Raw genomic sequence first — 23,861 nt, 5'->3', positions numbered from 1 at the left:
CCCTTATGAATGTTTTTATTTTTTACACAATACCGTTATAAGCATTTAAAAATATTTGTTTAATTTCCGACATTAACGGATAAACAGGGTTTGCTCCGGTGCATTGATCATCGAATGCTCTTTCCACAAGAGTATCGAGATTTTTCATGAACTCGTCTTCTTTTACACCGAACTCTTTTATGGATTTAGGTAAATTGATTTGTGTCATTAAATCGTCAACGGCTTTTATTAACCTTTCTGTTTTTTCGTCATCGTTTTTACCGCCCAAATCAAGTTCGTCTGCAATTTGTGCATATTTCATTTTTGCGTTGGGATACTTGTATTGCGGGAACGTGGCTTGTTTTCTGGGTCTGTCGTTGGAATTGAATTTTATAATTTGTCTTATTAAAAGTGCATTTGCCACGCCGTGCGGAATGTTGTACATTGCGCCGAGCTTATGTGCCATAGAATGACATAATCCCAAGAAAGCATTTGCAAAAGCCATACCTGCTATTGTTGCGGCATAATGCATTTTTTCTCTTGCTTTAGGATCTTTTTTACCGTCTTTGTATGAACGGGGAAGATACTTGAACACAAGTTTTGTTGCTTCCAAAGCGTTGGAGTTTGTAAAGTTTGTTGCCATGCAGGAAACGTATGCTTCCAACGAATGTACCAACGCATCTATACCGGAAGCGGCGGTAAGTCCCTGCGGCATACTGTCAACAAAGTTAGGATCAACAATTGCCATGTTAGGTGTTAAAGCATAATCTGCAATGGCATATTTGTAATGTGTTTTTTCATCGGTAATAATCGAGAACGGTGTAACTTCAGAACCTGTACCCGATGTTGTCGGAATACATACCATAGTAGCTTTTTTGCCTAAATCAGGTATTTGGCAAATTCTTTTTCTTATATCCATAAACCTCATGGAAATATCTTCAAAGTTTACGTCCGGTTGTTCATACAACAACCAAAGAATTTTACCGGCATCCATAGGTGAACCGCCGCCTAAAGCAATAATTACGTCCGGTTCGTAAGTTCTTATCATTGTAAGAGCTTCATCTATTGTTGCAAGTGTCGGGTCCGGTTTAACATCGAAAAACATTTGATGATCTATTTCCATTTCATCCAAAACATCGGTAATATTTTCAACAGCACCGGAATTGAACAAGAAACGGTCTGTAACAATAAATGCTCTTTTTTTACCTTTAAGTTCTTTAAGGGCAAGGTCCAAGCATCCTCTCTTAAAATATATTTTTTGCGGAACTTTAAACCATAACATATTTTCTCTCCTTTCGGCTACAGTCTTGTAATTTAACAAATGTTCTACTCCGATATTTCCCGATATCGAGTTGCCGCCCCACGAACCGCATCCGAGCGATAACGAAGGTTCAAGTTTAAAGTTGTAAATATCTCCTATACCGCCCTGCGATGACGGTGTATTAATTAATACACGGCAGGAAGGCATTTTTTCCGCAAAAACGTTTATTCTTTCTTTTACTCTTGCATCCGTGTACAAAACGGAAGTGTGTCCGGGTCCGCCCTTGGATACAAGTTCGTAAGCCATTTCCGTTGCCTGTTCAAAGTTCTTTGCTTTGTACATTGTTAATATAGGTGAAAGTTTTTCTCTTGAAAAAGGATCGTTCCAATCCACTTTCGGTCTTTCGCATAACAACAATTTGGAATCCTGCGGAATTTTAAATCCGGAAAGTTCCGCGATTTTTTGCGGTGTTTGCCCTACTATTAAAGGATGCGCGGTTCCTCTTTTTGCATCTATGAAAGGAAGTGCAACCATCTTTTTCTCGTCGCTTTTACTTACAAGGTATGCACCTCTGTAAATAAACTCTTTTTTGATTTTTTCGTAAACGGATTCAACAACAACAACCGCTTGTTCGGAAGCACATATCATACCGTTATCAAATGTTTTAGACATTATAATCGAAGATACGGATGCTCTGATATCGGCAGTTTCATCTATAACGGCACAAGCATTTCCCGGACCTACACCGAGTGCGGGTTTCCCCGAAGAGTATGCCGCTTTAACCATTCCCGGACCGCCGGTTGCCAAAATACAGGCAATATCCGGATGATGTAACAATGCATCCGAAAGTTCCATTGAAGGAGTATCTATCCAACCGATAATATCTTTCGGAGCTCCCGCTTCAACGGCAGCATTAAGAACAACTTTTGCCGCTTCTATTGTACTTTTTGTTGCTCTGGGGTGAGGGGAAAATATAATTGCATTTCTTGTTTTTAATACTATAAGTGATTTAAATATTGCTGTTGATGTGGGGTTTGTTGTAGGTATGATACCTGCAATAATTCCCAAAGGTTCGGCAACTATTTTTATACCGTTTTCTTTGTCTTCGCTTATTATTCCGCAGGTTTTTGCATATTTATGTTTGTTATAAATGTATTCGGAAGCATAATGATTTTTTATTATCTTATCTTCCAAAACACCCATACCTGTATCTTCCACCGCCATTCTTGCAAGCGGAATTCTTACTTTGTTTGCTGCGGTTGCCGCCGCTTTAAAAATTTTGTCTACCTGTTCCTGGGAATAGTTTGCATATTCCGTTTGAGCTTTTTTTACTCTGGCAATTAAAGCATTTAATTTTTCTACCGTATCAACAATGTTTGGTGCGGTATCTTTTTCGGTTTCTGTTATCTTTGCTTTAGTAACAGTTCCTTTAGGTTGTTTTTTCTTAGGCATATCTCATCACTCCTTTTATTGTGATTTATTTCACGATTAATTATAAAATATAAAAATATGTTTGTCAATAAATATTTTGTAAATTTGTTGATTTTATAGGTGTTTTTGATTTTTGCCGGATTTGGTTAATAGGGAATTTTGTCCTTATTTTAAACGACAAGGACGACAGATGCATAGAGGTATAGATGTATGGAAGTATGGAAGCGACATGAACGGCAGAAGATTGGAAGATTAGAAGATTGGATGATTGGAAGCAAAGTTGTGTCCTTCGGACATATGTTTTATAGATTCTGAATCAAGTTCAGAATGACAAGGCAAAACGGCAATGTGTAATGTCGGTAAAAAATGCAAAACAATTTTTGACAAAATATAAGTTGATTTTTTATAATAAACAGGTAGTAAAAATTCTTTGTAAAAAGGAGAAAGTAAATGAAAAAAAGTTTGTTAACATTGTTGTTGGCAGTAGCACTTGCAGCACCTGTGTTTGCAACCGATAAAGGGGATATGGAAATAGTAGGAAAATTAGGATTAAATTTAACACCGAAAGTTGATGCAAGCGGTAGTTTGGTTGATAAAGGAGGCTTTATTCCAGACCCTCACATCAGTTTCGGTGGTGGAGGAAAGTCCGATGTAAATATGTCTGTCTTAATAGGTGCAGAATTTTTTTATTATCTCAACAAAAATATTGCTTTGGGTTTTGGTATAAACAATAACTTTAATGCCGATTTAAAAGATACAAAATATGATGAAAGATACAATAATAAAGGAGAAGTAGGTTTTACAAATTTTTATTTTGCCGTAAAGCCGAAAATAGAGGTGGAATCCGAAATATTTAACAGTGTATATCTTTTAGGGCAAATAGGTTACGGATTATTTAGATTTGATGGTCATGTAAACGGAGAAGCAGATGGCAACGGACTTTATTGGGGAATCGGTGCAGGAACAGAAATTTATAAAAATTTTATAGTAGAATTGTTATATTCAGCTAATTACGGTTCAATAAAAGATAAGTTTGGATATGGTGATACAGCAGATTTAACATATACAACAATTACATTGAATGTAGGTTATAAATTTACATTTTAATAAACTAACATTGATATAAAAAACAAAAATATTTTAGTTACAACTTTAAATTCCCGAACCTTATGTGCCGTTTACACTTTTGTACACTGCGGTTCGGGAATTTTTCGTCTCACTGACAAATATTCTTGTTTTTTTACTGTCCTTACATTTTTATGGCCAAATTTCATTTGTTTCTGTCATCCTGTACTTGATACGGGATCTGTAAAATATTAAAAAACGGGAAGAATTTTCTTCCCGTTTTTTTGTTTTAATTTCTAATTGTTTTTAACACTTTTTCCACCGTTTCGAATTTCGGTTGTTTTTTTGTATTGAGTTCAAAGTAGCAGGTATGTTCCGGTGAATCTACAAGAATTAAGTTTGTTTTTTTATTTGTAACAAATATCGGTGCAAGTTTTGTTTCGCTGTGGCCTACCAACTGGTTACTAAAATACGAATCTTTCATTAAAGAAAACGGTCTTATCCATGTGGGAGTTTGTGTAACTTCGTCTCCGCTCGGACTTAACTTTCCGGTCCAATCGAAATAATGAAAGTTTTTTTTCAATAACATTTTGTTGCACCAATCAATAATATTTTCTTTATCGGGATTAAATCCTTTTTCTTTTTGGTTGTTTACCCAAGTGTTTGAAAAACCGGCATGGGATATTACCCAACCGTCATATTCCACGGCAATTTTAAAATATTCAATATTATTCAAAAATGCTTGTGCGATTTCTTTGTCGTGTTCATGTTGGTGACCGCTTACGAGTTTCGATTTGGGATTTTTTGATAAATAAGATAAACAGTGGTTACCTAAAAGTAAATCAATTTTGTCGGGATAATTTTGTTTGTAAGATACAACTTTGTTTATTGTGTTTATTGGATTATGTTCAGGAATGTGCCACCATATTTTTTCCAACCAGTTATCGACATAATCGCCCAAAAAAACAAGTTTATCCAAGCGGTCGATATTGTTTTCAACCATTTTGATAAAGTGTGTTGTTTGGTGAACATCAGGTATTATTCCTATAAGCATGTATGCTATTATACATTATTCTTTTATTTTGTTAATACTTTTTTTACAAAATAATCCATGCATCCGTACATCCATACCTCTATTCTTCAAAATCACAGAGTGATTTTTAGTTTGACAAACTAAGTTTGTAAAGGTATAATTTTCAGTATTAAATGCATTGATGCGGAGCAGTAAATATTAATTTGTCTAAAGAGAAGTGTCGGTTGGTGCAAGACATTGGCAAAACATATTGAAGTCACCGCGGAGCAGCTGTAAGAAATCGTTATAAGCGAAAGTAGAAACAGCCGGATTCTCACCGTAAAAGAGAAAAAGTGCATCCTGAGTCAGGATGAAAAAGAGTGGTACCGCGGAAGTTTTTTATACTTTAACAATTTTAGTGCTTTCGTCTCTTTAAGTTATTTCGTATAACAACGGAGATGAAAGTTTTTTTGTTGTTGGTGGAGGTAAGACTATTATGGCAAAACATAAAATGCCGGGTTCAAGAATTGTTATTGAAACACTTATAGAGCAAGGTGTAACCGATGTGTTCGGATATCCCGGCGGGCAAGTGTTGAATATATATGATGAATTATATAAAGCAAGTGACAGAATTAACCATTATCTTACTGCACATGAACAGGGTGCTGCTCATGCTGCCGACGGTTATGCAAGAGCTACCGGTAAAGTAGGAGTTGTTATTGCAACTTCGGGCCCGGGAGCAACAAATTTGGTTACAGGAATTGCAACGGCAATGCTTGATTCCATACCTATGGTGGCAATTACCGGAAATGTCCCTACATCTTTAATAGGTAAAGACAGTTTCCAGGAAATAAATATTACGGGTGTTACATTACCTATAACAAAACACAACTATTTTGTAAGTAATGTTAAAGATTTGGCAGACACTATAAGAGAAGCTTTTCAAATTGCAAAGTCCGGAAGACCGGGTCCCGTATTAATAGATATACCCAAAGATGTTCAAATTGCGGAGTACGATTTTGAATGTGAAGGTGTTATTGAACCTTATCCGCAGAAAAAAGCGAATGATAAAGAAATAGATGCCGCGGTTGATTTAATAAATAAAGCACAAAAACCGTATATTTATATCGGCGGCGGTGTAATAACCGCAGGGTTAAGTAAAAAAATAAAAGAACTTGCCGAAAAAATAGACGGATATATCGGTTGTACTTTGATGGGACTTTCCGCGATAGAAAATTCTTATGAAAGATTTTTAGGCATGCAGGGCATGCACGGACAATACGAATCTTCCATGGCAAACAAAGAAGCGGATCTTGTAATAGGTATAGGTGTAAGGTTCAGCGACAGAGCTACCGGAAACGTAAAAAAATATTCCAAAAATGCAAAAGTTATACAACTTGATACAGACCTTTCCGAAATAAATAAAAATATTAAAGCGGATGTAGGTATTGTAGGAAAAATTTCTTGTGCTCTTTCAAAAATAATTGAAAAATGCGATAAACAAAAACATGCCGAATGGAAAAAAACAATAGATGAGTTAAAAACTAAAAGCAAAGAAATTTCCAAAAAAGTTAATGTTGTTAAAAGTGATAAAATCAGTCCAAAGCAGGTTTTTGATGTAATAAATAAGATTAAAGATAATGATACTGTCGTTGCTACCGATGTAGGACAACATCAAATGTGGGCTGCACAGTTTACAAGTTTTGAAAAACCGAGAACATTTGTTTCAAGCGGCGGTCTTGGAACCATGGGATACGGGTTGGGTGCTGCAATAGGTGCAGCGGTAGGAAGTAAAAAAAGAGCAATTTTAGTTACCGGTGACGGAAGTTTCGGTATGAACTTGAACGAACTTGCAACCGCGGTTACTTATAATATTCCGGTTGTAATAGTTATTATAAACAACGGCGTTTTGGGTATGGTAAGACAATGGCAAACACTGTTTTACGGTAAAAGATATTCAAATACCGTTTTGGGCAGAAAAACGGATTTTGTAAAACTTGCGGATGCTTTCGGACTTAAAGGTGAAAGAGTAACAACCGTACAGGAATTTGAAAAAGCATTTAGTAAAGCATATAAAGCAAATGCACCTTACATTATAGATACAGTAATTGATATGGATGAGTTTGTTCTTCCTATGCTTCCTCCGGGAGGATCGATAGAAGACATAATTACGGAGAAGCAAAAGATTTGATGTATAGAAAAGACAGTTGAATAGGTGAACACAAATTGTAAACAATTTGTTGGTGAAAGGGTGAAGGGCTTAAACGACAAAATACTAAAAGACAGGTGATGTAGTGAAAGGATAAAAACATCCGTACATCAAAATTTGCAGAGCAAATTTTCGGGGGTAAAATGAAAAGATTTGTAATTGCCGCTTTGGTGGAAAACAAGTATGGAGTATTAACAAGAGTTGCGGGCCTTTTTATGAGAAAAGGTTTTAATATAGATTCTTTAACCGTAGGTGAAACGGAAGATTCTTCTTTTTCAAGAATAACAATTACCCTCAGGGGTGACGATAACGATAAAGATCAACTTATCAGCCAGTTAAGAAAACTTCATAATGTTACATATGTTAAACATATAGATGAAAAGAACAGTGTGGAAAGAGAATTGATACTTATAAAAGTTAAAAATACCGTTCAAAACCGCAGTGAAATTATGGCTATAACGGAAATTTACAGAGCAAAAATTGTTGATTATAATCCGAAAACGATATGTGTTGTTATGACGGGAAAACCGTCAAAAATAAATGCTTTTATTGAAATTTTAAGACCGTTGGGAATAGTTGAACTTTGCAGAACAGGTGTTGTTGCCATTGAAAGAAATAAAGCAATTTACAATGTATAATGTACAATGAACGACAAAATAAAACAATAAACTAATATAAGAGAGGAGAAAAAAATGCAAAACATTTATTATCAAAAAGATTGTAACTTGGCAAAACTTAAAGGTAAAACCGTTGCAATTATCGGTTACGGTTCACAAGGTCATGCACATGCATTGAACTTGAAAGAGTCCGGTGTTGATGTTATAGTAGGACTTTATAAAGGTTCCAAAAGTTGGGAAAAAGCGGAAAAACAGGGATTGAAAGTTTATACAGCTGCCGAAGCTGCTGCAAAAGCAGATGTTATAATGATACTTATCAACGATGAAAAACAGGCAAAATTGTATAAAGAAAGTATCGAACCTAACCTTAAAGAAGGTAAAACAATAGCATTTGCACACGGTTTCAACATTCATTTCGGATGCATAAAACCTCCTAAAAATGTTAACGTTATAATGATTGCTCCTAAAGGTCCGGGACATACGGTAAGAAGCGAATATTTGGCAGGTAAAGGTGTTCCTTGCTTGGTTGCAGTTGAACAAAATGCTACAGGTGATGCACTTGAAATCGCACTTGCTTATGCTTTGGGTATCGGCGGAGCAAGAGCAGGTGTTATCGAAACAACTTTCCGTATCGAAACAGAAACGGATTTGTTCGGAGAACAAGCGGTTTTGTGCGGTGGAGTTTGTGCTTTGATGCAGGCAGGTTTTGAAACTTTGGTTGAAGCTGGATACGATCCGAGAAACGCATATTTTGAATGTATTCACGAAATGAAATTGATTGTAGATTTAATATATCAAAGCGGATTTGAAGGTATGAGATATTCTATTTCAAATACTGCAGAATACGGTGATTATACAACAGGTCCCAAGATAATTACCGAAGAAACCAAAAAGACAATGAAAAAGATTCTTAAAGATATTCAAGACGGAACATTCGCAAAAGCATTTTTACTTGATATGTCTGAAGCAGGCGGACAGGTTCATTTCAATGCTATGAGAAAACTTGCAGCAGAACATCCTTCGGAAAAAGTAGGTAAAGAAATAAGAAAACTTTACAGCTGGAGCGATGAAGATAAACTTATAAACAATTAAAATGAAATTTTAATTGTTGTTGAATGGTTGAATGGGTGAAAGGGTGAAGGGATGAAAAATTGCCGAAGGCAATTTGGAAGAATAGAAGATTGGAAGCAAAGCGGAAAAAGCGGGGAGAATTTTCTTCCCGCTTTTTTATTTTGTATAATTAAAGAAATATAAACTATATAAAAGAGGATATCAAAAAATGAAAAAGATTATCCTAACAGTAATATTGTCAGCATTGTTTATAGCACCTGTATTTGCAAGTGAAGCCGGTGATATGGAAATATTGGGAAAAATCGGTTACACATTAGATAGCAATGTTAAACTTTTCTATGATGGCGGAGATTCCGGTTCAACCAAAAAAAATTTTACTTTGGGAACGGACTTTTATTTCTATGTTAATTCTCAAGTAGCAATGGGTTTTGGTGTAAACCATATCTTTGATTCAACTGCCGAATATGGTTATGATGATAAATATGGCTTTACAAATGTTTATCTTTCTGTCAGACCGAAAATGGATTTAGATTCGGATATACTTGAAAGTATTTATTTTATAGCACAAGCCGGTTACGGCTTTTTTAGATTTGATAACGATGATTCGCAAGAAGATTTACCTGCACCGTCAACAAATAACGGACTTTATTGGGGAATAGGTGTAGGTGTGGAAATTGTATATGATTTTTTTCTTGAGTTTACACACTCGTTTAACTACGGTTCCGTTATATCCGAAGGTAATACATATGATGTAACATTTTCCGCCTTTTCATTAAATGTAGGTTACAAATTCAGATTCAAACCTTAATATATATTACATGCACAAACTAAAAATCTAAAATCATTTCGGAGAAAAAATATGATAAAAGAAAAAATTGTAGATGGTTCGCATAATGCACCGCACAGAAGTTTATATCATGCTTTGGGAATAACAAAAGAAGAACAATCAAAACCTTTCATAGGAATAGTAAGTTCTCATAACGAAATTGTTCCCGGTCACATGAACATAGATAAAATTGTTGAAGCCGTTAAAATCGGCGTTGCAATGGCAGGCGGAACACCGATAGTGTTTCCCGCGATTGCCGTTTGTGACGGTATTGCCATGGGACATAACGGAATGAAATATTCTCTTATTACAAGAGATATGATTGCGGATTCCACCGAAGCCATGGTAAGAGCTCACGGGTTTGACGGGCTTGTTATGGTACCGAACTGTGACAAAAATGTTCCCGGTCTTTTAATGGCCGCGGCAAGAGTAAATATTCCTACGATATTTGTCAGCGGCGGACCTATGCTTGCGGGCAGAGTTAACGGTAAAAAGACAAGTCTTTCTGGAATGTTTGAAGCGGTAGGTGCTTTTAAAGCAGGGAAAATTAACGAAGAAGAACTTACAAAATATGAAGAAAAAACCTGTCCTACATGCGGTTCGTGTTCGGGAATGTACACGGCAAATTCCATGAACTGTTTAACCGAAGTTTTAGGTATGGGACTTAAAGGTAACGGAACAATACCTGCAGTATATTCGGCAAGAATAGAACTTGCAAAACATGCAGGTATGCAGATAATGGAACTTGTAAAGAAAAATATTTGTCCCCGTGATATTATGACAAAACAATCAATAAAAAATGCTTTAACTGCGGATATGGCTTTAGGTTGTTCAACCAACAGTATGTTACATCTTCCGGCAATTGCCAACGAGTGCGGAGTGGAATTTAATTTGGATATGGCAAACGAAATAAGCGAAAAAACTCCTAACCTTTGCCATTTGGCTCCGGCAGGTCACACATATATGGAAGATTTAAATGAGGCAGGCGGAGTATATGCTGTTTTAAAAGAATTAACAAAACTTAATTTAATAGATACATCGGTTATGACTTGTACCGGTAAAACGTTAGGTGAAAACATTGAATCTGCAGTAAATTTAGATAATGAAACTATAAGAAATATAGATAATCCTTACAGCAAGACAGGCGGAATAGCAGTATTAAAAGGTAACATTGCACCGGACGGTTGTGTAGTTAAAAGAAGTGCCGTTGCACCCGAGATGTTAAAACATGAAGGTCCCGCGAAAGTTTATGACAGCGAAGAAGAAGCTATTGCGGCAATATATGCTGGTAAAATAGTTAAAGGTGATGTTGTTGTTATAAGATACGAAGGTCCGGCAGGCGGTCCCGGAATGAGAGAAATGTTAAGCCCGACATCTGCAATTGCAGGTATGGGATTAGACAAAGATGTTGCACTTATTACGGACGGCAGATTTTCGGGAGCTACAAGAGGTGCATCTTTGGGACACGTTTCACCGGAAGCAGCTTCCGGCGGCTTAATAGCTTATGTTAAAGACGGTGACATTATTTCGATAAATATTCCGGAATATAAAATAGAATTAAAAGTTTCCGATGAAGAAATAGCGAAAAGAAAACAAACAATGCAGATAAAAAAGAAAACGGATATCGGCGGTTGTTTGGCAAGATATGCGGCACAGGTATCGTCTGCCGACAAGGGAGCGATAATTAACAAATTTTTAAAATAAAAAACAGAAATATTTTGGCTACAATTTTGAAACGCAAGGTCTTGAGTATTATAAGACATACACATCGCCCTTGCGTTTCTTCATTTCGCACAAAATCTTTTCTGTTTTTTCCCTGTCCTTACATTTTCATTTAAAAACAAAATCTTTTCTGTTTTTTTCCTGCCCTTATATTCTTATATAAAAGCAAAATCTTAAAAGTCTTTGAGAGTCAAGAACAAAGTACAAAATTTTTTCTGTTGTTTTACCTTTACATTATTTAGTAAAATATCTGCGATAAATGAAAAATTGGAAGTGTTTTCTTTATAAAAAGGAGGAAGTAAATGAAAAAAGGATTGTTGGCATTGTTGTTGGCAGTGACACTTGCAGCACCTGTGTTTGCGGTAGAAAAAGGCAGTATGGAAATTGTTCCAAAAGTTGGTTATGTTATTGAACCTTTACTTATGGAAGATTATTATGGTGACTATTGTGGTTATAAACAAGAATCCACATTTTCGTTGGGAGCAGATTTTTATTATTATGTAATGAACAATTTAGGTGCAGGTGTTGGGGTAAATTATGTTTTTGATAGTAAATTTAAGGAGGATTGGGATAAACAAGATTCTTTGGGAGCAACAAATATATATGTTGCCGTAAAACCGGTATTTGAATTACAAGAAAATAAGTTTATAGATAAAATATATTTCTTAGGACAACTAGGTTACTGTATGACAAGATATGAAAATAAGGAGTATTTCTTCTCTTCTAAAAAATATAATGAAAATGGGTTGTATTGGGCAATAGGAGCCGGTGTAGAAAAATGTAATATTGTTGTAGAACTTGTATATTCCGTAAATTATTTTGAGATAGAAGATTGGAATGAATCTTTTACAAACAGAAGAACTGCAATAAATGCCGGCTACAAATTTAGTATTTAATTAGGCTACATTCAATACAAAAAAACAGAAATATTTTAGTTACAACTTCAAATTCCCGAACCTTATGTACCGTTTCACTTGCGTATACTACGGTTCGGGAATTTTTTGTCTCACTTACAAATATTTTAGTTTTTTTTCTGTCCTTATATTCTATTGATAATCTTAAATAATAATAATCGGCAAATGCTTTATTTTAAGCAAAAACTTGAAAAGTCTTTGAGAGTCAAGAACAAAGTACAAAATTTTTTCTGTTGTTTTACCCTTACATTATTTAGTAAAATATCTGCGATAAATGAAAAATTGGAAGTATTTTCTTTATAAAAAGGAGGAAGTAAATGAAAAAAGGATTGTTGGCAGTGTTGTTGGCAGTAGCACTTGTAGCACCTGCTTTTGCAGTAGAAAAAGGCAGTATGGAAATTGTTCCAAAAGTTGGTTATGTTATTGAACCTTTACTTATGGAAACGGAAGATAATGCAGACAGTTATGCTTACAATGCAGAATCTACATTTTCGTTGGGAGCAGATTTCTATTATTATGTGATAAACAATATTGGCATAGGTGCAGGTATAAACCACATATTTACAAGCAATTTGAATGATAGTTGGGGTGATAAATCAAAAGTAGGAGCGACAAATATATATGTTGCCGTAAAACCGGTATTTGAATTACAAGAAAATAAGTTTATAGATAGAATATATTTCTTAGGTCAGTTAGGTTATGGAATTATGAATAGTGATAAAATAAGCTATAATAAACCATCAGAAAAACTTGATAACGGAATGTATTGGGGAGTCGGTGCCGGTGTAGAAAAATGTAATATTATTGTTGAACTTATGTATTCGGTAAATTATTCTTACTTTGATTATTGGGGTGGAGAAATTTGGACATACAGAAACATTGCAATAAATGTAGGTTACAAATTTAGCTTATAAGTTGATAAGTTGGGAAGTTTAAGAAGAAAATAATATTTGTAATTTTCTCATTTTCTCAGCTAAGGAAAACGAAGTTTTTCGTTCTCAGTTAATCAGCTAAAATTTATTAAATAAAAATTTTAAATAAAGGAGAAAAAATAATGAAAAAAAGTTTGTTAACTTTAATATTAGCAATAGCATTTGCAGCACCTGTTTTTGCAGTAGAAAAAGGCAGTATGGAAATTGTTCCAAAAGTTGGTTATGTTATTGAACCTGTGATGGTGGCCTATAAGGATGCTGGAGAGAAATATGGTTATAAACAAGAAGCCACATTTTCGTTGGGAGCAGATTTTTATTATTATGTAATGAACAATTTAGGTGCAGGTGTTGGGGTAAATTATGTTTTTGACAGTAAATTTAATGATGGTTGGAATAAAAGGGATTCTATGGGAGCGACAAATATATATGTTGCCGTACAACCGGTATTTGAATTACAAGAAAATAAGTTTATAGATAAAATATATTTCTTAGGTCAGTTAGGTTACGGTATGACAAGATATGATAATTCTGGGTATTACGGTTCTAAAAAATATAATGAAAACGGTTTATATTGGGCAATAGGAGCCGGTGTAGAAAAAAGTAATATTATTGTAGAACTTGTATATTCCGTAAATTATTTTAAGATAGGAGATTGGAACGGATCTTATACAAATAGAAGAACTGCAATAAATGCCGGTTACAAATTTAGTATTTAATTAGGCTACATTCAATACAAAAAAACAGAAATATTTTAGTTACAACTTCAAATTCCCGAACCTTATGTACCGTTTCACTTGCGTACACTACGGTTCGGGAATTTTTTGTCTCACTTACAAATATTTTAGTTTTTTTACTGTCCTTACATTTCTATGTTTATATTTTTTTTATTTTGTATAATATTTTTATTAAAGTTGAAAGGATAAAAAATGAATGAAGAATTAAAACAAAAATTAGCTTGTGAACTTTTGGCATTAAGTGTATTCAGGAATATACTTAATACTGAAACCATGCAATCATTTATTTCTTTTTTAACCGAAAAAGATAATATAAAAAAAATAAACTTTTTCGGTGAGTTTGTTTATTCGTTGGCGGAATTTAATTATTCTTTTTCAAACTTTTTATCCAATGCTGTTTTAACAGACGAAAACAAATATATTTTGTCCATAGCACAAAAAAAAGAAGTATCTAAAACTCTTTTGGAAAATACAACAAAAGAACTGAAAATATTTTCGGAACTTTCAAAAATTACAACAGATGACCTTTTCGATAAAGTTGATTTTAAATATATACCCGAATTCGAAAATACCAAAACCGATTTTGTAAAACTTTACGAAAAACAAATAAAAAATATTTCCAAACTCGGATACGGCATTTTTGCTACGGCAAAAATGTTTAAAGTGTTGGATGAAAAAGTTATACCTATAAAATCCGCAGATGAAATTTCCGTTGACAGTTTTATAGGGTATAAAGATCAAAGAAAACAAATTTTTGATAATACTAAAGCATTATGCGAAGGTAAACCTGCCGCAAACATATTGTTATACGGTGATGCCGGTACAGGCAAATCTTCTACGGTTAAAGCGTGTGCCAACTATTTCTATAATGAAGGTGTAAGACTTATAGAAATAAGAAAAGATCAGTTGTTAAGTCTTTCTTATATTATGGGTAAAATTACAGGTAATCCGTTAAAGTTCATAATATTTATTGATGATCTTTCTTTTAATAAAAATGATGATAATTTCAGTATGTTAAAAGCGGCACTTGAAGGTTCTGCTTCGGCAAAAGCAAACAATGCCGTAATTTATGCTACAAGTAACAGAAGACATATAATAAAAGAAAGTTTTGCAGACAGACGAAACGAAGATGATATTCATATTAACGATACAATCCAGGAATTAACTTCTCTTTCGGACAGGTTCGGTTTAACCGTATATTTTGAAAAGCCGAACAAGAATCTTTATCTTGAAATAGTGTTTGCACTTGCCAAAAGAAACAACATTAAAATTGATAAAGAAGAACTGGCTCTTAAAGCGGAAACTTTTGCTTTAAACAGAGGTAACCGTTCACCGAGAGTAGCGGAACAATTCATTAACAGTTTAATCTTGTAATTAAATGATTTTAAAATTTAACAACTTTAGGTTCTTGTGTGAATGAATAGAAAGTTGCCGTTGCATCTTTTAAGTATAAAACCTGAGTGTTGTTATCATCGGCTTTATACATTTTTTGTAAGCTTGGATAATTATCCAACATATGTTGTTTAGCTTCTATCCTGTCATCGTTTACCGCAACAGCTTCTATTCTTATCCAAGTGTTACCGTCAAAAGCACATATTTCTATTTTAGGATTTTGTGCCATTTGTTTAGACACATTTTTTATTTTACCGGTTTGTATATATAACTTATTTTCAAACAAATCTATTGTTCCGAAAGGTCTTACTCTGGGTTGATCGTTTTCCACCGTTGCAAGATAATAAGTTTGGCATTTTTTTAAGAAATCATAAACTGATTGCATATCAAAATTCTCCTTGTTTGTAGTTTCTGTAACAGCTATTTCTTCTTTGTTTGTTGTATTTGAATTATTTTTGTTGAAACTTTTATCAATATTAAAAAACATAAATACGAAAAGAATAGTACCGGCTAAGAATGAAATTTTTGCCGTTTTTGTTGATACTATTTTAAAATCTACTTCTATTCCACAGAATTTATAATACAAAAAATTAAAATAGCAGAAAATTTCTAAAAATTTTTTTGTAAAAAAGAACCCCAATAAAGATATAAACAAAAAAATTACAATAACTAATTTAAAAAATATCATATTGAATATTTATAACCTATGTTAAGATGTATGGTGTACATAGAACCGTGACCGGCATAATCATTATCCGGAATTAACCAGTTATAATAAGTATATAAAGCTTCTATTATTAACCATTTAGCTTCTATACCTACACCTGCACCCATATATAAACCGGAAAGTCCGCTTGCATCTATCAATTTTATGTCGGCATTACTGTAGCCTAACTGACCTATAATATATACACTGTCTATTTCTTTGTTTTCTAAAACCAATTTAGGTTTTCCGGCAAGATAAAAGTTTGTCGCGGATATTTTTTGTGCTGTGTTTTCTATATCTGTTTTAAACAAATGAAAAACACCGATGCCCACACCGATATTTTTCCAAGGATAAGCAAACACTTCTCCGCCTAAAGTATACCCCAAATCAACATCCAAAATTCTGCTGTTTATAATTGTTCTTTCTTGTTCTTCTCCGTTGACCATGCCTGTATCTGTAAATACTACATTTCTATCCAAATCAATGTAAGGAGAAGCTAAAAGCCCGCCCTTTACAATAAAATCCATATTCATTTTTGCACTTACCGGTAATACGCATACAGTAAGCAATAAAATTGAAAAAATAATTTTTTTCATTATAATACTCCAAAAAAATATTTCCTATATTATACTACAAAATTATTTTAATTTACAATTTATAAAATTTTGATTTGCAAAATTTGGTGAATGAGTAAAAAAGTTTGTCGTTAATTATACATTGTACATTATAAATTGTACATTGTCGTTTTTATCCTCTCGGATGATACTTTTTATGTTGTTCTTTTAATCTTTCTTGGCTGATATGAGTATATATTTGTGTTGTGGAAATCGAGCTGTGCCCTAACATCTCTTGAACAAACCTGATATCCGCACCGCCCGTAAGTAAATGAGTCGCAAAAGAGTGTCTTAAAGTGTGGGGGGTAATATTTTTCATAATACCCGCTTTTACGGCTATTTGCTTTAACTGTCTCCAAAATTCTATTCTTGATATAGGTTTGTTTAATCTTGTTAAGAATATAAATTCCGATTTTGTATTTTTCCTTACTCTAAGATATCTTTTTAAATAGAGTTGAGCTTTTTGTCCGAAAGGAACTAACCTTTCTTTGTTGCCTTTACCGAAAATTTTTACAAAACATTCTTCAATATCTATATTAGAAAATTTTAAATTTATTAGTTCGGATACTCTTAAACCCGTAGCATATAAAAGTTCAAGCATCGCTCTGTTTCTTATTGAAAGATTATCGCTTCCTGAAACCGAATTTAACAATCTTGTTACCTCTTCGCCGGTTAACATATCCGGCAAAATCATTGGAACTTTAGGTGCGGTAAGATATATCGTTGGATCTGTTTTTATAAGATTTTCGGCAATAAGAAACTTATAAAATTGACGAATGGATTCTATCATCCTATAAATACTTCTCGGCTTAAAATTCGATGTTTTAAGATGCCACAAAAAATCCGTTATTTCCAAATGTGTTATGTTTTCGTAATTTATTTTTTTTTCTTCTAAAAATTTCAGATATGTGTTAAGGTCTGTTCTGTAAGCAAGAGCAGTATTTTTTGAAAGCCCTTTTTCTATTAAGATATAGTTAATAAAATCGTCAACTCTTTGCATATTATTGGTTTAAGTAAGGATTATTTTTTAATTCTTGTTTTAGTGTCGTAAAAGGACCATGCCCGGGACAAATAATTGTGTCGGGCGGGAACTTTTTAATTTTTTGTAAAGATTGTATAATCTCATCATAATCGCCGCCATATAAATCCGTTCTGCCGATAGAATTTTTAAATATAGTATCGCCGGCAAACAAAATATTATCTATCAGAATGCAGACAGAACCTTTACTGTGCCCGGGTGTGTGAATGACATAATATTTACAAAAAGAAGTCTCTTTTGTTTCTTCTTTATCAAAAAAAATGTCTGCTTTTTTTATTATTGTCGGGCTGCCTATTATCGTTGAAAAATTTTTGTTTGCGTCGGAAAGCATTTCCGTATCATCTTTGTGAATTGCTAACGGAATATTATATTTTTGCCTTATTATATCGTTAGAAAGAGTGTGGTCAAAGTGTCCGTGAGTATTTATTAAAATTTCGGGTTTCAGGTTGAGTTTTTCGATTTTATCTATTACTTTTTTTCCGTCTTGACCGGGATCTATAATAATTGCTTTTTTAGAAGTTTCATCATAAACTATATAACAATTTACTTGAAACTCTCCTGATACTATAAATTCTGTTTTCAGCATTTTATTTTTGATCTAAAAAAATATTTTTGTGAGTAACTAAATAACTTATTCCGGAATATAAAGTGAATATTGTTGCAATTAACATTAACCAATAAGGAGCATGGATTAATATTAAACCTATAAAATGTTGCCATCCGGCGGCTTCCATAAGCTCATACGGCGTGATAAAAAAGAATTTTGTAAGGGTTGCATTTACTACTAAAATAACAAGTATTGTAATAATTGCAATCATTTGAGATGTCGTTTTTACTTTACCTGCCATACTTGCAGGTATTATTATGTTTCTTGAAGCCGCAATAGATCTAAGTCCGGTAATAATGAATTCTCTGGAAATAATACAAATTACCATCCATGCCGGAATATTTAAAGTATAAATTCCGACAAAAGAAACAAATGCGGAAGTTACCAAAAGTTTATCTGCCAACGGATCAAGAAATATTCCGAATGTTGTTATTATGTTGTTCTTTCTTGCTATAACACCGTCGTAGTAGTCTGTTATTGAAGCGGCAATAAAAACAAGCAAAGCGAAAATATTAGCCCAAAACGAATCTATTATCATTAAGACAATAAATACCGGAACGAGAAAAACTCTAATCATTGTTAATTTGTTTGCCAGATTCATAAATAAATCCTTACTTTTAATTAAAAACTAATTATACATTATTTTGCAATTAAATCGTAGTCTTTATAATCTTTTATTGTTATTTCGGTAAATTTATTTAATGTTATATTTTTGTTTTTGTTAACGATAATTGTGTTATCAATTTCAGGTGCTTGAAAGTATGCTCTGCAATAAATTTTGTCTTTTGAAATTGTTTCAGGTAACACTTCAAAAGTTTTACCTATCTTTTCTTTATTGTTTTTTATAACATTTTCAAATTGTGCATTTGCAAGAAGTTGTACTCTTTTTTCTGTAATCTGTTGAGAAATTTTATTTTTCAGTTTATAAGATTTGGCAAGTTTTTGATCCGAGTAACCGAATATTCCCACATGTTCAAAGTAGTTTTGTTTTACAAACGATAAAAGTTCTTTGAAGTCTGCTTCCGTTTCGTTGGGAAAACCCGTTATTAAAGATGTCCTTAGTGTTATTTCAGGAAAATCTTTTTTTATTTTTTCTATAATTTTTCTTGTGTTTTCCGGTCTTTTCATATCATTTAAAACTTTCTTGCTTATATGTTGTATCGGTATATCAATATAGTTACAAATATTTTCCGTTTCGTATATTGTTTCCAATAATTCTTTTGTTATTGTTGACGGATAAGCATATAACAATCTTATCCATTTAAGTTGTTTTATTTTTGATATTTCTTTTAACAGTTTTGCAAGCGAAAGTTTTCCGTATATATCTATTCCGTAAGAGGTGGTATCCTGAGCTATTACATTAAGTTCCCGTATGCCGGAATCTGCAAGAGCTTTGGCTTCATCCGTTACGGATTTTATTGTTCTGCTTATAAATTTTCCTCGCAGATTAGGTATTATACAGTAACTGCACCTGTGGTTACAACCTTCCGCTATTTTTATGTAAGTAGAAGGAGAATTTGTTGACAATACTCTTGTTTTAAAAGTGTTTATTCCGCCTGCACAGTTTGTGTTTGCAAAGAATTTATGCTTTTTTATTAATTTTACTATTTGATCAAAATTACCTGTTCCCACATATCCGTCTATAAAAGGATAATCTTTTTGCATTTTATCTTGCAATAATTGAGCCAAACAACCGGAAACAAATATTTTCAAATCTTTGTTCTGCTGTTTTAGAAGTCCCGCCTGCTGTATTTGATAGTGAGATTCCGCTTGAGCATCTTGTATGAAAGAACATGTATGAATAACAATTATATTTGCCTGCGATAAATTGCCGGTTATTTCATAACCTTCCTTCAAAAATAAACCTATTACTGCTTCGGATTCGACAGTATTTTTGGAACAACCTAAAGTGATTACGGATACTTTATTATTTTTCAAAATCAGTCTCTTTTTAATGTTATTGTATTAACTTTGCTGTTGGAAGCACCTTTGGATATATCAACAAGCTTATCGTTAAAATAAACTTCTATTCCATCAATATTTCCTATTTTTATATTAAATTCTTTTTTTGTTGTTGCTTCAAAAGTTTTATCTTTTGATAAAATGCTCTCAAAAAGTTTTTTGTTGTCACCGGAAATTTTTATCCAAGTATCTTCCAATGCTTTTATATAAAGTTTTTGTTCTGTTTGTTGAGAATTTGTCGCCGCACTTTCTTGCTCTTTTTTCGATATTGTCTGTACGCTTGTTTCTTCGGGAAGAACAGCTTTTTTTGTAGGAATAAGCATAATGATTATGCAGATAATAAGAACGGCTGCAACAGCATATCCTGCATAAATGAGTGTTTGTTTGTTTTTTTTATAAAATTCAATGAATTTATTTTCCGCATTATTGTTGCTTTGCTTAAATAAATCTTCCTGTTGGTCCAATTTCGATTGTTCGTACATGTTTATCATTTCGTTGGGATCCAATGATAAAAACAAAGCATAAGTTTTTAAAAAGTTTTTGTAATACAGTTCAGCAGGAAAAGCGGATACATTATCGTTTTCAAGCCCTTCAATATATTCTCTTTTTATTTTGGTGGTTTTGTGAACCCTGTCTATAGAAAATCTTTTTTTCTTTCTTGCCTGTTGTAAAACTTTTCCGGGACCGCTCATAATAAACCTCTATAATTCTATAACATCAACATTTTTCGGTGCCGTAAATTTAAATATATCATTTGAAAAATTGTTGTTTAATTTATAATTTGTTAATTTTACATCTACCGTAAAGTTGCCGTTATCAAAAGATGTTTTTGTTATTAAAGAAGAACTTTTACTTACGGTGATTGTCATGTTCCATTTTTCTTTTTGGTTCAGCGGCTTTATTAAAAAAGAATAATCTACTTTTGTTTCTTCTTTAAGTTCTATAATATAATCTTTCTTTAAAGTTTTCCAATTTTGAATAAACTTGAATACAGATGTTAACAACATATCGCTGTTTATAACATCTTTCCATTTTTCAACAATAGCTTGTCTGTTATCGGGAACATAAGTTGTAATATGTTTGCCGTCGATATATGAATATTGCTTTGTAGGCTTTATTTGCCCCAAATAAATAAAATTTTGTTTCTTATGTTTAAATACACCTTCCGAACTAAATTGTTCGTTTGTGGAAAGATAAGTTAATGTTTGAGTATAATCTGCCTGTAAATCTTTTACGGAAGAATCTTGCTTTTCCAATTTTGATAAAATTGCATCAATATCTTGCTTTTGAGATTGGGCACAAAAAGCGACGGAGATACTTATAAGTAACAAACAAATAACGGATGATAATTTAAATAAAATTTTAGTTATCATTTATTCTTAAATAATCCTCCACTAAATTATAGTTTATTTCCCAACGATTTGTTCCTTCCGGCTTATGAATAAAGCCTCTAACCTCTAAAACACTTAATATATTTGTTGCTCTTGCAGAACCGCCAAACTGTGCTTTTAACAAATCCTGTGATATCCTTCTTCTTTCAAGAATAAGTTTTAATGCAGGGATAAGATCTTTTTCCGCTTTATCCGCCGCCGTTGCCGCGGCCGCTTGGCTTACTTCGTGAGTAGGCGGTTCATAAAATTTAGGAAAATCCTGGTCCGCTATAAATTTTACCACTTGTTCTATTTCTTTTGAAGAAACAAAAGCACCCTGAAGTCTTACAGGTCTCGGTTCGGAAGGAGGTAAGAACAACATATCTCCTTTACCTATCAAACTTTCCGCACCGATGGTATCAAGTATAACTTTAGAATCCACAGCAGATACTGTTTGGAACGATTGTCTTGCAGGGAAATTGGCTTTAATTGTTCCGGTTATAACATTTACGGTAGGTCTTTGAGTTGCAAGTATTAAATGTATTCCGACAGCTCTTGCCATTTGTGCAAGTCTTTGAATGGAATCTTCGATTTCTTTTGAAGCAACCATCATCAAATCAGCCAACTCATCTATAATAACAATTATATAGTAATCTTTATCTCCGCCTTCGGCAACCATTTTTGCATTATAGTCTTCAATATTTCTAACCATATTGGATGCATATTTTTCGTATCTTTCTTCCATGACTTTAACCAATTTTTTTAATGCATCGGAAGCTTCGTTAGGTCTTGTAATAACATCCGCATCATCTGCTATACAACAAGGATTATATAAGTGAGGAATCTGCTTATATGCAGTCATTTCCACTCTTTTGGGATCTATTAACATAAACTTAACTTCGTCAGGTCTTGCCTTATACAATATAGATAAAATAATATTGTGCACACCGACACTTTTTCCCGAACCCGTAGCTCCGGCAATAAGTAAGTGAGGCATTTTGGCTAAGTTGGAAATATATCCGCTTCCGTCCGTTTTTGTTCCTACGGCCAATGTTAATAAAGATTTTGAATCTTTGAATTCTTTCGTGTCTATAATATCTCTTAAACTTACCATTGATGGTTTCGGGTTAGGTATTTCTATGCCGACTGCAGATTTTTCAGGTACGGGCTCAATTCTTATCGCTGCGGTTTTCATTGCAAGAGAAATATCGTCCATTATATTCATTACCGACTGCATTTTTGTTCCGGGGGCAAGAACTATATCATATCTTGTAATAACAGGTCCCGGGATAATATCTTGAACAACTGCATCAATTCTGAAAGATTTTAATGCTTCTCTTAATGCTTCGGCTCTTTCCTGAAGTTCCGATTCGTTTATTTGCGTGTTTAAAGAACCTTCTCTTAAAAGAGTTACCGGAGGCAAGGTATAACTGAATGTTTTTGTATCTATTTTTTCTTGTTTAACTATAGGTTTCGGCTCTGCTATAGGTTCTTGTTTCGGTTCTTGTTCAATTTCTTTTTCTTCCTGCGGTTGCTGTACTTGTATTTTCTTTTGTTCTTCCGTTCTTGCGGCTTTCATTTGTTCTTGAACAAAATCTTCTTTATCGTCTTTTTTGTTCTGTCTGCTGTCAATTATTCTCGGCTTTTCCGTTTGTTCGAAAGGAGTTTCTTCTTCTTGTTCCTTTTTAGATCTGTTTTGAACAATGTTCGGCTTTTCCTGTTTTTTTGCTTTTCTGTATTCGTACCATTGCTTGATATCTTCAATTGTTGATTTTACTATATATTTAGCAAGTTTAAATAATGATATTCTAAAAAAGGCCGCAATAAAAAATATAAAACATATACCTACTATTGCTATTGAGCCCCAATTACCGAAAAACTTTAAAAAGAAAGGGGATAATGTGTTGCCCAACCAACCGCCGTCTTGGAATTTTAGGTTAAATATACTCTTTATTAATGAAAATAAAATTGATGATAGTGTTACGGAAACTACTGCCAAAACCAAATCGATTCTTGTTCTTAATATTGTTGAGGTTATGAAATACAGTATACCGAACCAAAATAAAATGATAGGAATTATATATGATGAAGCTCCGAAAGAACTGAACATTATACTGGATAATGCTTCACCTACTATGCCTGTATCGCTTGCCGATATTAAAGCATATAATAAGAAAAAAGATATTGCGCAACAAATACAACCCAATAACAATCTTTTGCTTTTCTTATATTCTTCCAATTGCTTTTTTGTTTGTTTAGCCATAAATTTTACCCGTAGTTTAAGTTAACGAATATTATAACAAAATATTATAACAAAAAAAACAGTGTTTTTATAATACATGCGTCTGTGTATTTTTAAGATTTCACAAAAAATTCACAATGTTTTTTAGAAAAGTTT

At 33.2% G+C, this 23,861-nt stretch carries 21 protein-coding genes and 1 other annotated feature; of the genes, 10 read left to right on the top strand and 11 right to left on the bottom strand.

What is annotated here, in order from left to right:
* Positions 1–22 precede the first annotated feature (22 nt).
* On the bottom strand, positions 23–2,692 hold the full coding sequence (adhE, locus tag B2Y85_RS06350) for a bifunctional acetaldehyde-CoA/alcohol dehydrogenase (protein ID WP_372519641.1): 2,670 nt from the start codon (positions 2,690–2,692) through the stop codon (positions 23–25).
* 429 nt (positions 2,693–3,121) lie between these two features.
* Between adhE and B2Y85_RS06345 the strand changes: the two genes are divergently transcribed.
* On the top strand, positions 3,122–3,778 hold the full coding sequence (locus B2Y85_RS06345) for an outer membrane beta-barrel protein (protein WP_372519640.1): 657 nt from the start codon (positions 3,122–3,124) through the stop codon (positions 3,776–3,778).
* A 247-nt stretch (positions 3,779–4,025) separates the two neighbouring features.
* Here B2Y85_RS06345 and B2Y85_RS06340 read toward each other — a convergent pair whose 3' ends face one another.
* Complete coding sequence (locus B2Y85_RS06340; protein WP_372519639.1) at positions 4,026–4,790, bottom strand: hypothetical protein; 765 nt, start codon at positions 4,788–4,790, stop codon at positions 4,026–4,028.
* Between the two features lie 148 nt (positions 4,791–4,938).
* Positions 4,939–5,183 (top strand) — a binding site (T-box leader).
* Positions 5,184–5,244: 61 nt separating this feature from the next.
* On the opposite strand from B2Y85_RS06340, the gene ilvB reads away from it, so the two are divergent.
* From ilvB to B2Y85_RS06295, 9 genes are all read left to right on the top strand, one after another.
* Complete coding sequence (gene ilvB / locus B2Y85_RS06335; RefSeq protein WP_372519638.1) at positions 5,245–6,939, top strand: biosynthetic-type acetolactate synthase large subunit; 1,695 nt, start codon at positions 5,245–5,247, stop codon at positions 6,937–6,939.
* Between the two features lie 161 nt (positions 6,940–7,100).
* Positions 7,101–7,595 (top strand): acetolactate synthase small subunit, encoded by a 495-nt coding sequence (gene ilvN / locus B2Y85_RS06330; RefSeq protein WP_372519637.1) that lies wholly within the window; start codon positions 7,101–7,103, stop codon positions 7,593–7,595.
* A gap of 54 nt (positions 7,596–7,649) precedes the next feature.
* Positions 7,650–8,666: a ketol-acid reductoisomerase gene (gene ilvC, locus B2Y85_RS06325; RefSeq protein ID WP_372519636.1), complete on the top strand. Its 1,017-nt coding sequence runs from the start codon at positions 7,650–7,652 to the stop codon at positions 8,664–8,666.
* A gap of 187 nt (positions 8,667–8,853) precedes the next feature.
* Positions 8,854–9,453 carry an outer membrane beta-barrel protein gene (locus B2Y85_RS06320; RefSeq protein WP_372519635.1) on the top strand — a complete coding sequence of 200 codons (600 nt, stop codon included), beginning with the start codon at positions 8,854–8,856 and terminating at the stop codon, positions 9,451–9,453.
* 51 nt (positions 9,454–9,504) lie between these two features.
* Positions 9,505–11,175, top strand: a complete 1,671-nt coding sequence (ilvD, locus tag B2Y85_RS06315) for a dihydroxy-acid dehydratase (protein WP_372519634.1) — start codon at positions 9,505–9,507, stop codon at positions 11,173–11,175.
* Positions 11,176–11,495: 320 nt separating this feature from the next.
* Positions 11,496–12,089 (top strand): outer membrane beta-barrel protein, encoded by a 594-nt coding sequence (locus B2Y85_RS06310; protein WP_372519633.1) that lies wholly within the window; start codon positions 11,496–11,498, stop codon positions 12,087–12,089.
* 335 nt (positions 12,090–12,424) lie between these two features.
* Positions 12,425–13,021, top strand: coding sequence for an outer membrane beta-barrel protein (locus tag B2Y85_RS06305; protein ID WP_372519632.1), 597 nt, complete (start codon positions 12,425–12,427; stop codon positions 13,019–13,021).
* A gap of 140 nt (positions 13,022–13,161) precedes the next feature.
* A complete protein-coding gene (locus B2Y85_RS06300; protein WP_372519631.1) occupies positions 13,162–13,755 on the top strand; it encodes an outer membrane beta-barrel protein in 594 nt (197 codons plus the stop codon).
* Positions 13,756–13,965: 210 nt separating this feature from the next.
* Complete coding sequence (locus tag B2Y85_RS06295; protein ID WP_372519630.1) at positions 13,966–15,147, top strand: ATP-binding protein; 1,182 nt, start codon at positions 13,966–13,968, stop codon at positions 15,145–15,147.
* 10 nt (positions 15,148–15,157) lie between these two features.
* On the opposite strand, the gene B2Y85_RS06290 is transcribed toward B2Y85_RS06295, so the two are convergent.
* From B2Y85_RS06290 to B2Y85_RS06250, 9 genes are all read right to left on the bottom strand, one after another.
* A complete protein-coding gene (locus B2Y85_RS06290; protein ID WP_372519629.1) occupies positions 15,158–15,550 on the bottom strand; it encodes a pyridoxamine 5'-phosphate oxidase family protein in 393 nt (130 codons plus the stop codon).
* Between the two features lie 299 nt (positions 15,551–15,849).
* A complete protein-coding gene (locus tag B2Y85_RS06285; RefSeq protein ID WP_372519628.1) occupies positions 15,850–16,467 on the bottom strand; it encodes a hypothetical protein in 618 nt (205 codons plus the stop codon).
* A 151-nt stretch (positions 16,468–16,618) separates the two neighbouring features.
* Positions 16,619–17,485: a site-specific tyrosine recombinase XerD gene (xerD, locus tag B2Y85_RS06280; RefSeq protein WP_372519627.1), complete on the bottom strand. Its 867-nt coding sequence runs from the start codon at positions 17,483–17,485 to the stop codon at positions 16,619–16,621.
* Between the two features lies 1 nt (position 17,486).
* Positions 17,487–18,110: an MBL fold metallo-hydrolase gene (locus B2Y85_RS06275; RefSeq protein ID WP_372519626.1), complete on the bottom strand. Its 624-nt coding sequence runs from the start codon at positions 18,108–18,110 to the stop codon at positions 17,487–17,489.
* Position 18,111: 1 nt separating this feature from the next.
* Complete coding sequence (gene pgsA / locus B2Y85_RS06270) at positions 18,112–18,732, bottom strand: CDP-diacylglycerol--glycerol-3-phosphate 3-phosphatidyltransferase (RefSeq protein ID WP_372519625.1); 621 nt, start codon at positions 18,730–18,732, stop codon at positions 18,112–18,114.
* A gap of 38 nt (positions 18,733–18,770) precedes the next feature.
* Positions 18,771–20,069, bottom strand: a complete 1,299-nt coding sequence (rimO, locus tag B2Y85_RS06265; RefSeq protein WP_372519624.1) for a 30S ribosomal protein S12 methylthiotransferase RimO — start codon at positions 20,067–20,069, stop codon at positions 18,771–18,773.
* Between the two features lie 2 nt (positions 20,070–20,071).
* On the bottom strand, positions 20,072–20,785 hold the full coding sequence (locus B2Y85_RS06260; RefSeq protein ID WP_372519623.1) for a helix-turn-helix domain-containing protein: 714 nt from the start codon (positions 20,783–20,785) through the stop codon (positions 20,072–20,074).
* 9 nt (positions 20,786–20,794) lie between these two features.
* Positions 20,795–21,466, bottom strand: a complete 672-nt coding sequence (locus B2Y85_RS06255) for a LolA family protein (protein WP_372519622.1) — start codon at positions 21,464–21,466, stop codon at positions 20,795–20,797.
* Positions 21,456–23,726, bottom strand: coding sequence for an FtsK/SpoIIIE family DNA translocase (locus tag B2Y85_RS06250; protein WP_372519621.1), 2,271 nt, complete (start codon positions 23,724–23,726; stop codon positions 21,456–21,458). The genes B2Y85_RS06255 and B2Y85_RS06250 overlap by 11 nt, the downstream gene beginning before the upstream one ends.
* Between the last annotated feature and the right edge of the window lie 135 nt (positions 23,727–23,861).

The organism is Candidatus Ruminimicrobiellum ovillum (genome assembly GCF_002392975.1).
Taxonomy (GTDB): Bacteria; Elusimicrobiota; Endomicrobiia; order Endomicrobiales; family Endomicrobiaceae; genus Ruminimicrobiellum; species Ruminimicrobiellum ovillum.
The sequence above is the reverse complement of the archived record's forward strand: the minus strand, read 5'-3'. Positions and strand labels throughout refer to the sequence as shown.

Excerpts from the sequence above, each read along its gene's own strand:
- B2Y85_RS06320 (WP_372519635.1), top strand. The coding sequence starts at position 8,854 with ATGAAAAAGATTATCCTAACAGTAATATTGTCAGCATTGTTTATAGCA.
- B2Y85_RS06305 (WP_372519632.1), top strand. The coding sequence starts at position 12,425 with ATGAAAAAAGGATTGTTGGCAGTGTTGTTGGCAGTAGCACTTGTAGCA.
- B2Y85_RS06310 (WP_372519633.1), top strand. The coding sequence starts at position 11,496 with ATGAAAAAAGGATTGTTGGCATTGTTGTTGGCAGTGACACTTGCAGCA.
- ilvD (WP_372519634.1), top strand. The coding sequence starts at position 9,505 with ATGATAAAAGAAAAAATTGTAGATGGTTCGCATAATGCACCGCACAGA.
- ilvC (WP_372519636.1), top strand. The coding sequence starts at position 7,650 with ATGCAAAACATTTATTATCAAAAAGATTGTAACTTGGCAAAACTTAAA.
- B2Y85_RS06285 (WP_372519628.1), bottom strand. The coding sequence starts at position 16,467 with ATGAAAAAAATTATTTTTTCAATTTTATTGCTTACTGTATGCGTATTA.
- ilvB (WP_372519638.1), top strand. The coding sequence starts at position 5,245 with ATGGCAAAACATAAAATGCCGGGTTCAAGAATTGTTATTGAAACACTT.
- B2Y85_RS06295 (WP_372519630.1), top strand. The coding sequence starts at position 13,966 with ATGAATGAAGAATTAAAACAAAAATTAGCTTGTGAACTTTTGGCATTA.
- B2Y85_RS06340 (WP_372519639.1), bottom strand. The coding sequence starts at position 4,790 with ATGCTTATAGGAATAATACCTGATGTTCACCAAACAACACACTTTATC.
- xerD (WP_372519627.1), bottom strand. The coding sequence starts at position 17,485 with ATGCAAAGAGTTGACGATTTTATTAACTATATCTTAATAGAAAAAGGG.
- adhE (WP_372519641.1), bottom strand. The coding sequence starts at position 2,692 with ATGCCTAAGAAAAAACAACCTAAAGGAACTGTTACTAAAGCAAAGATA.
- pgsA (WP_372519625.1), bottom strand. The coding sequence starts at position 18,732 with ATGAATCTGGCAAACAAATTAACAATGATTAGAGTTTTTCTCGTTCCG.
- B2Y85_RS06275 (WP_372519626.1), bottom strand. The coding sequence starts at position 18,110 with ATGCTGAAAACAGAATTTATAGTATCAGGAGAGTTTCAAGTAAATTGT.
- B2Y85_RS06260 (WP_372519623.1), bottom strand. The coding sequence starts at position 20,785 with ATGAGCGGTCCCGGAAAAGTTTTACAACAGGCAAGAAAGAAAAAAAGA.
- B2Y85_RS06290 (WP_372519629.1), bottom strand. The coding sequence starts at position 15,550 with ATGCAATCAGTTTATGATTTCTTAAAAAAATGCCAAACTTATTATCTT.
- B2Y85_RS06250 (WP_372519621.1), bottom strand. The coding sequence starts at position 23,726 with ATGGCTAAACAAACAAAAAAGCAATTGGAAGAATATAAGAAAAGCAAA.
- B2Y85_RS06300 (WP_372519631.1), top strand. The coding sequence starts at position 13,162 with ATGAAAAAAAGTTTGTTAACTTTAATATTAGCAATAGCATTTGCAGCA.
- B2Y85_RS06345 (WP_372519640.1), top strand. The coding sequence starts at position 3,122 with ATGAAAAAAAGTTTGTTAACATTGTTGTTGGCAGTAGCACTTGCAGCA.
- B2Y85_RS06255 (WP_372519622.1), bottom strand. The coding sequence starts at position 21,466 with ATGATAACTAAAATTTTATTTAAATTATCATCCGTTATTTGTTTGTTA.
- ilvN (WP_372519637.1), top strand. The coding sequence starts at position 7,101 with ATGAAAAGATTTGTAATTGCCGCTTTGGTGGAAAACAAGTATGGAGTA.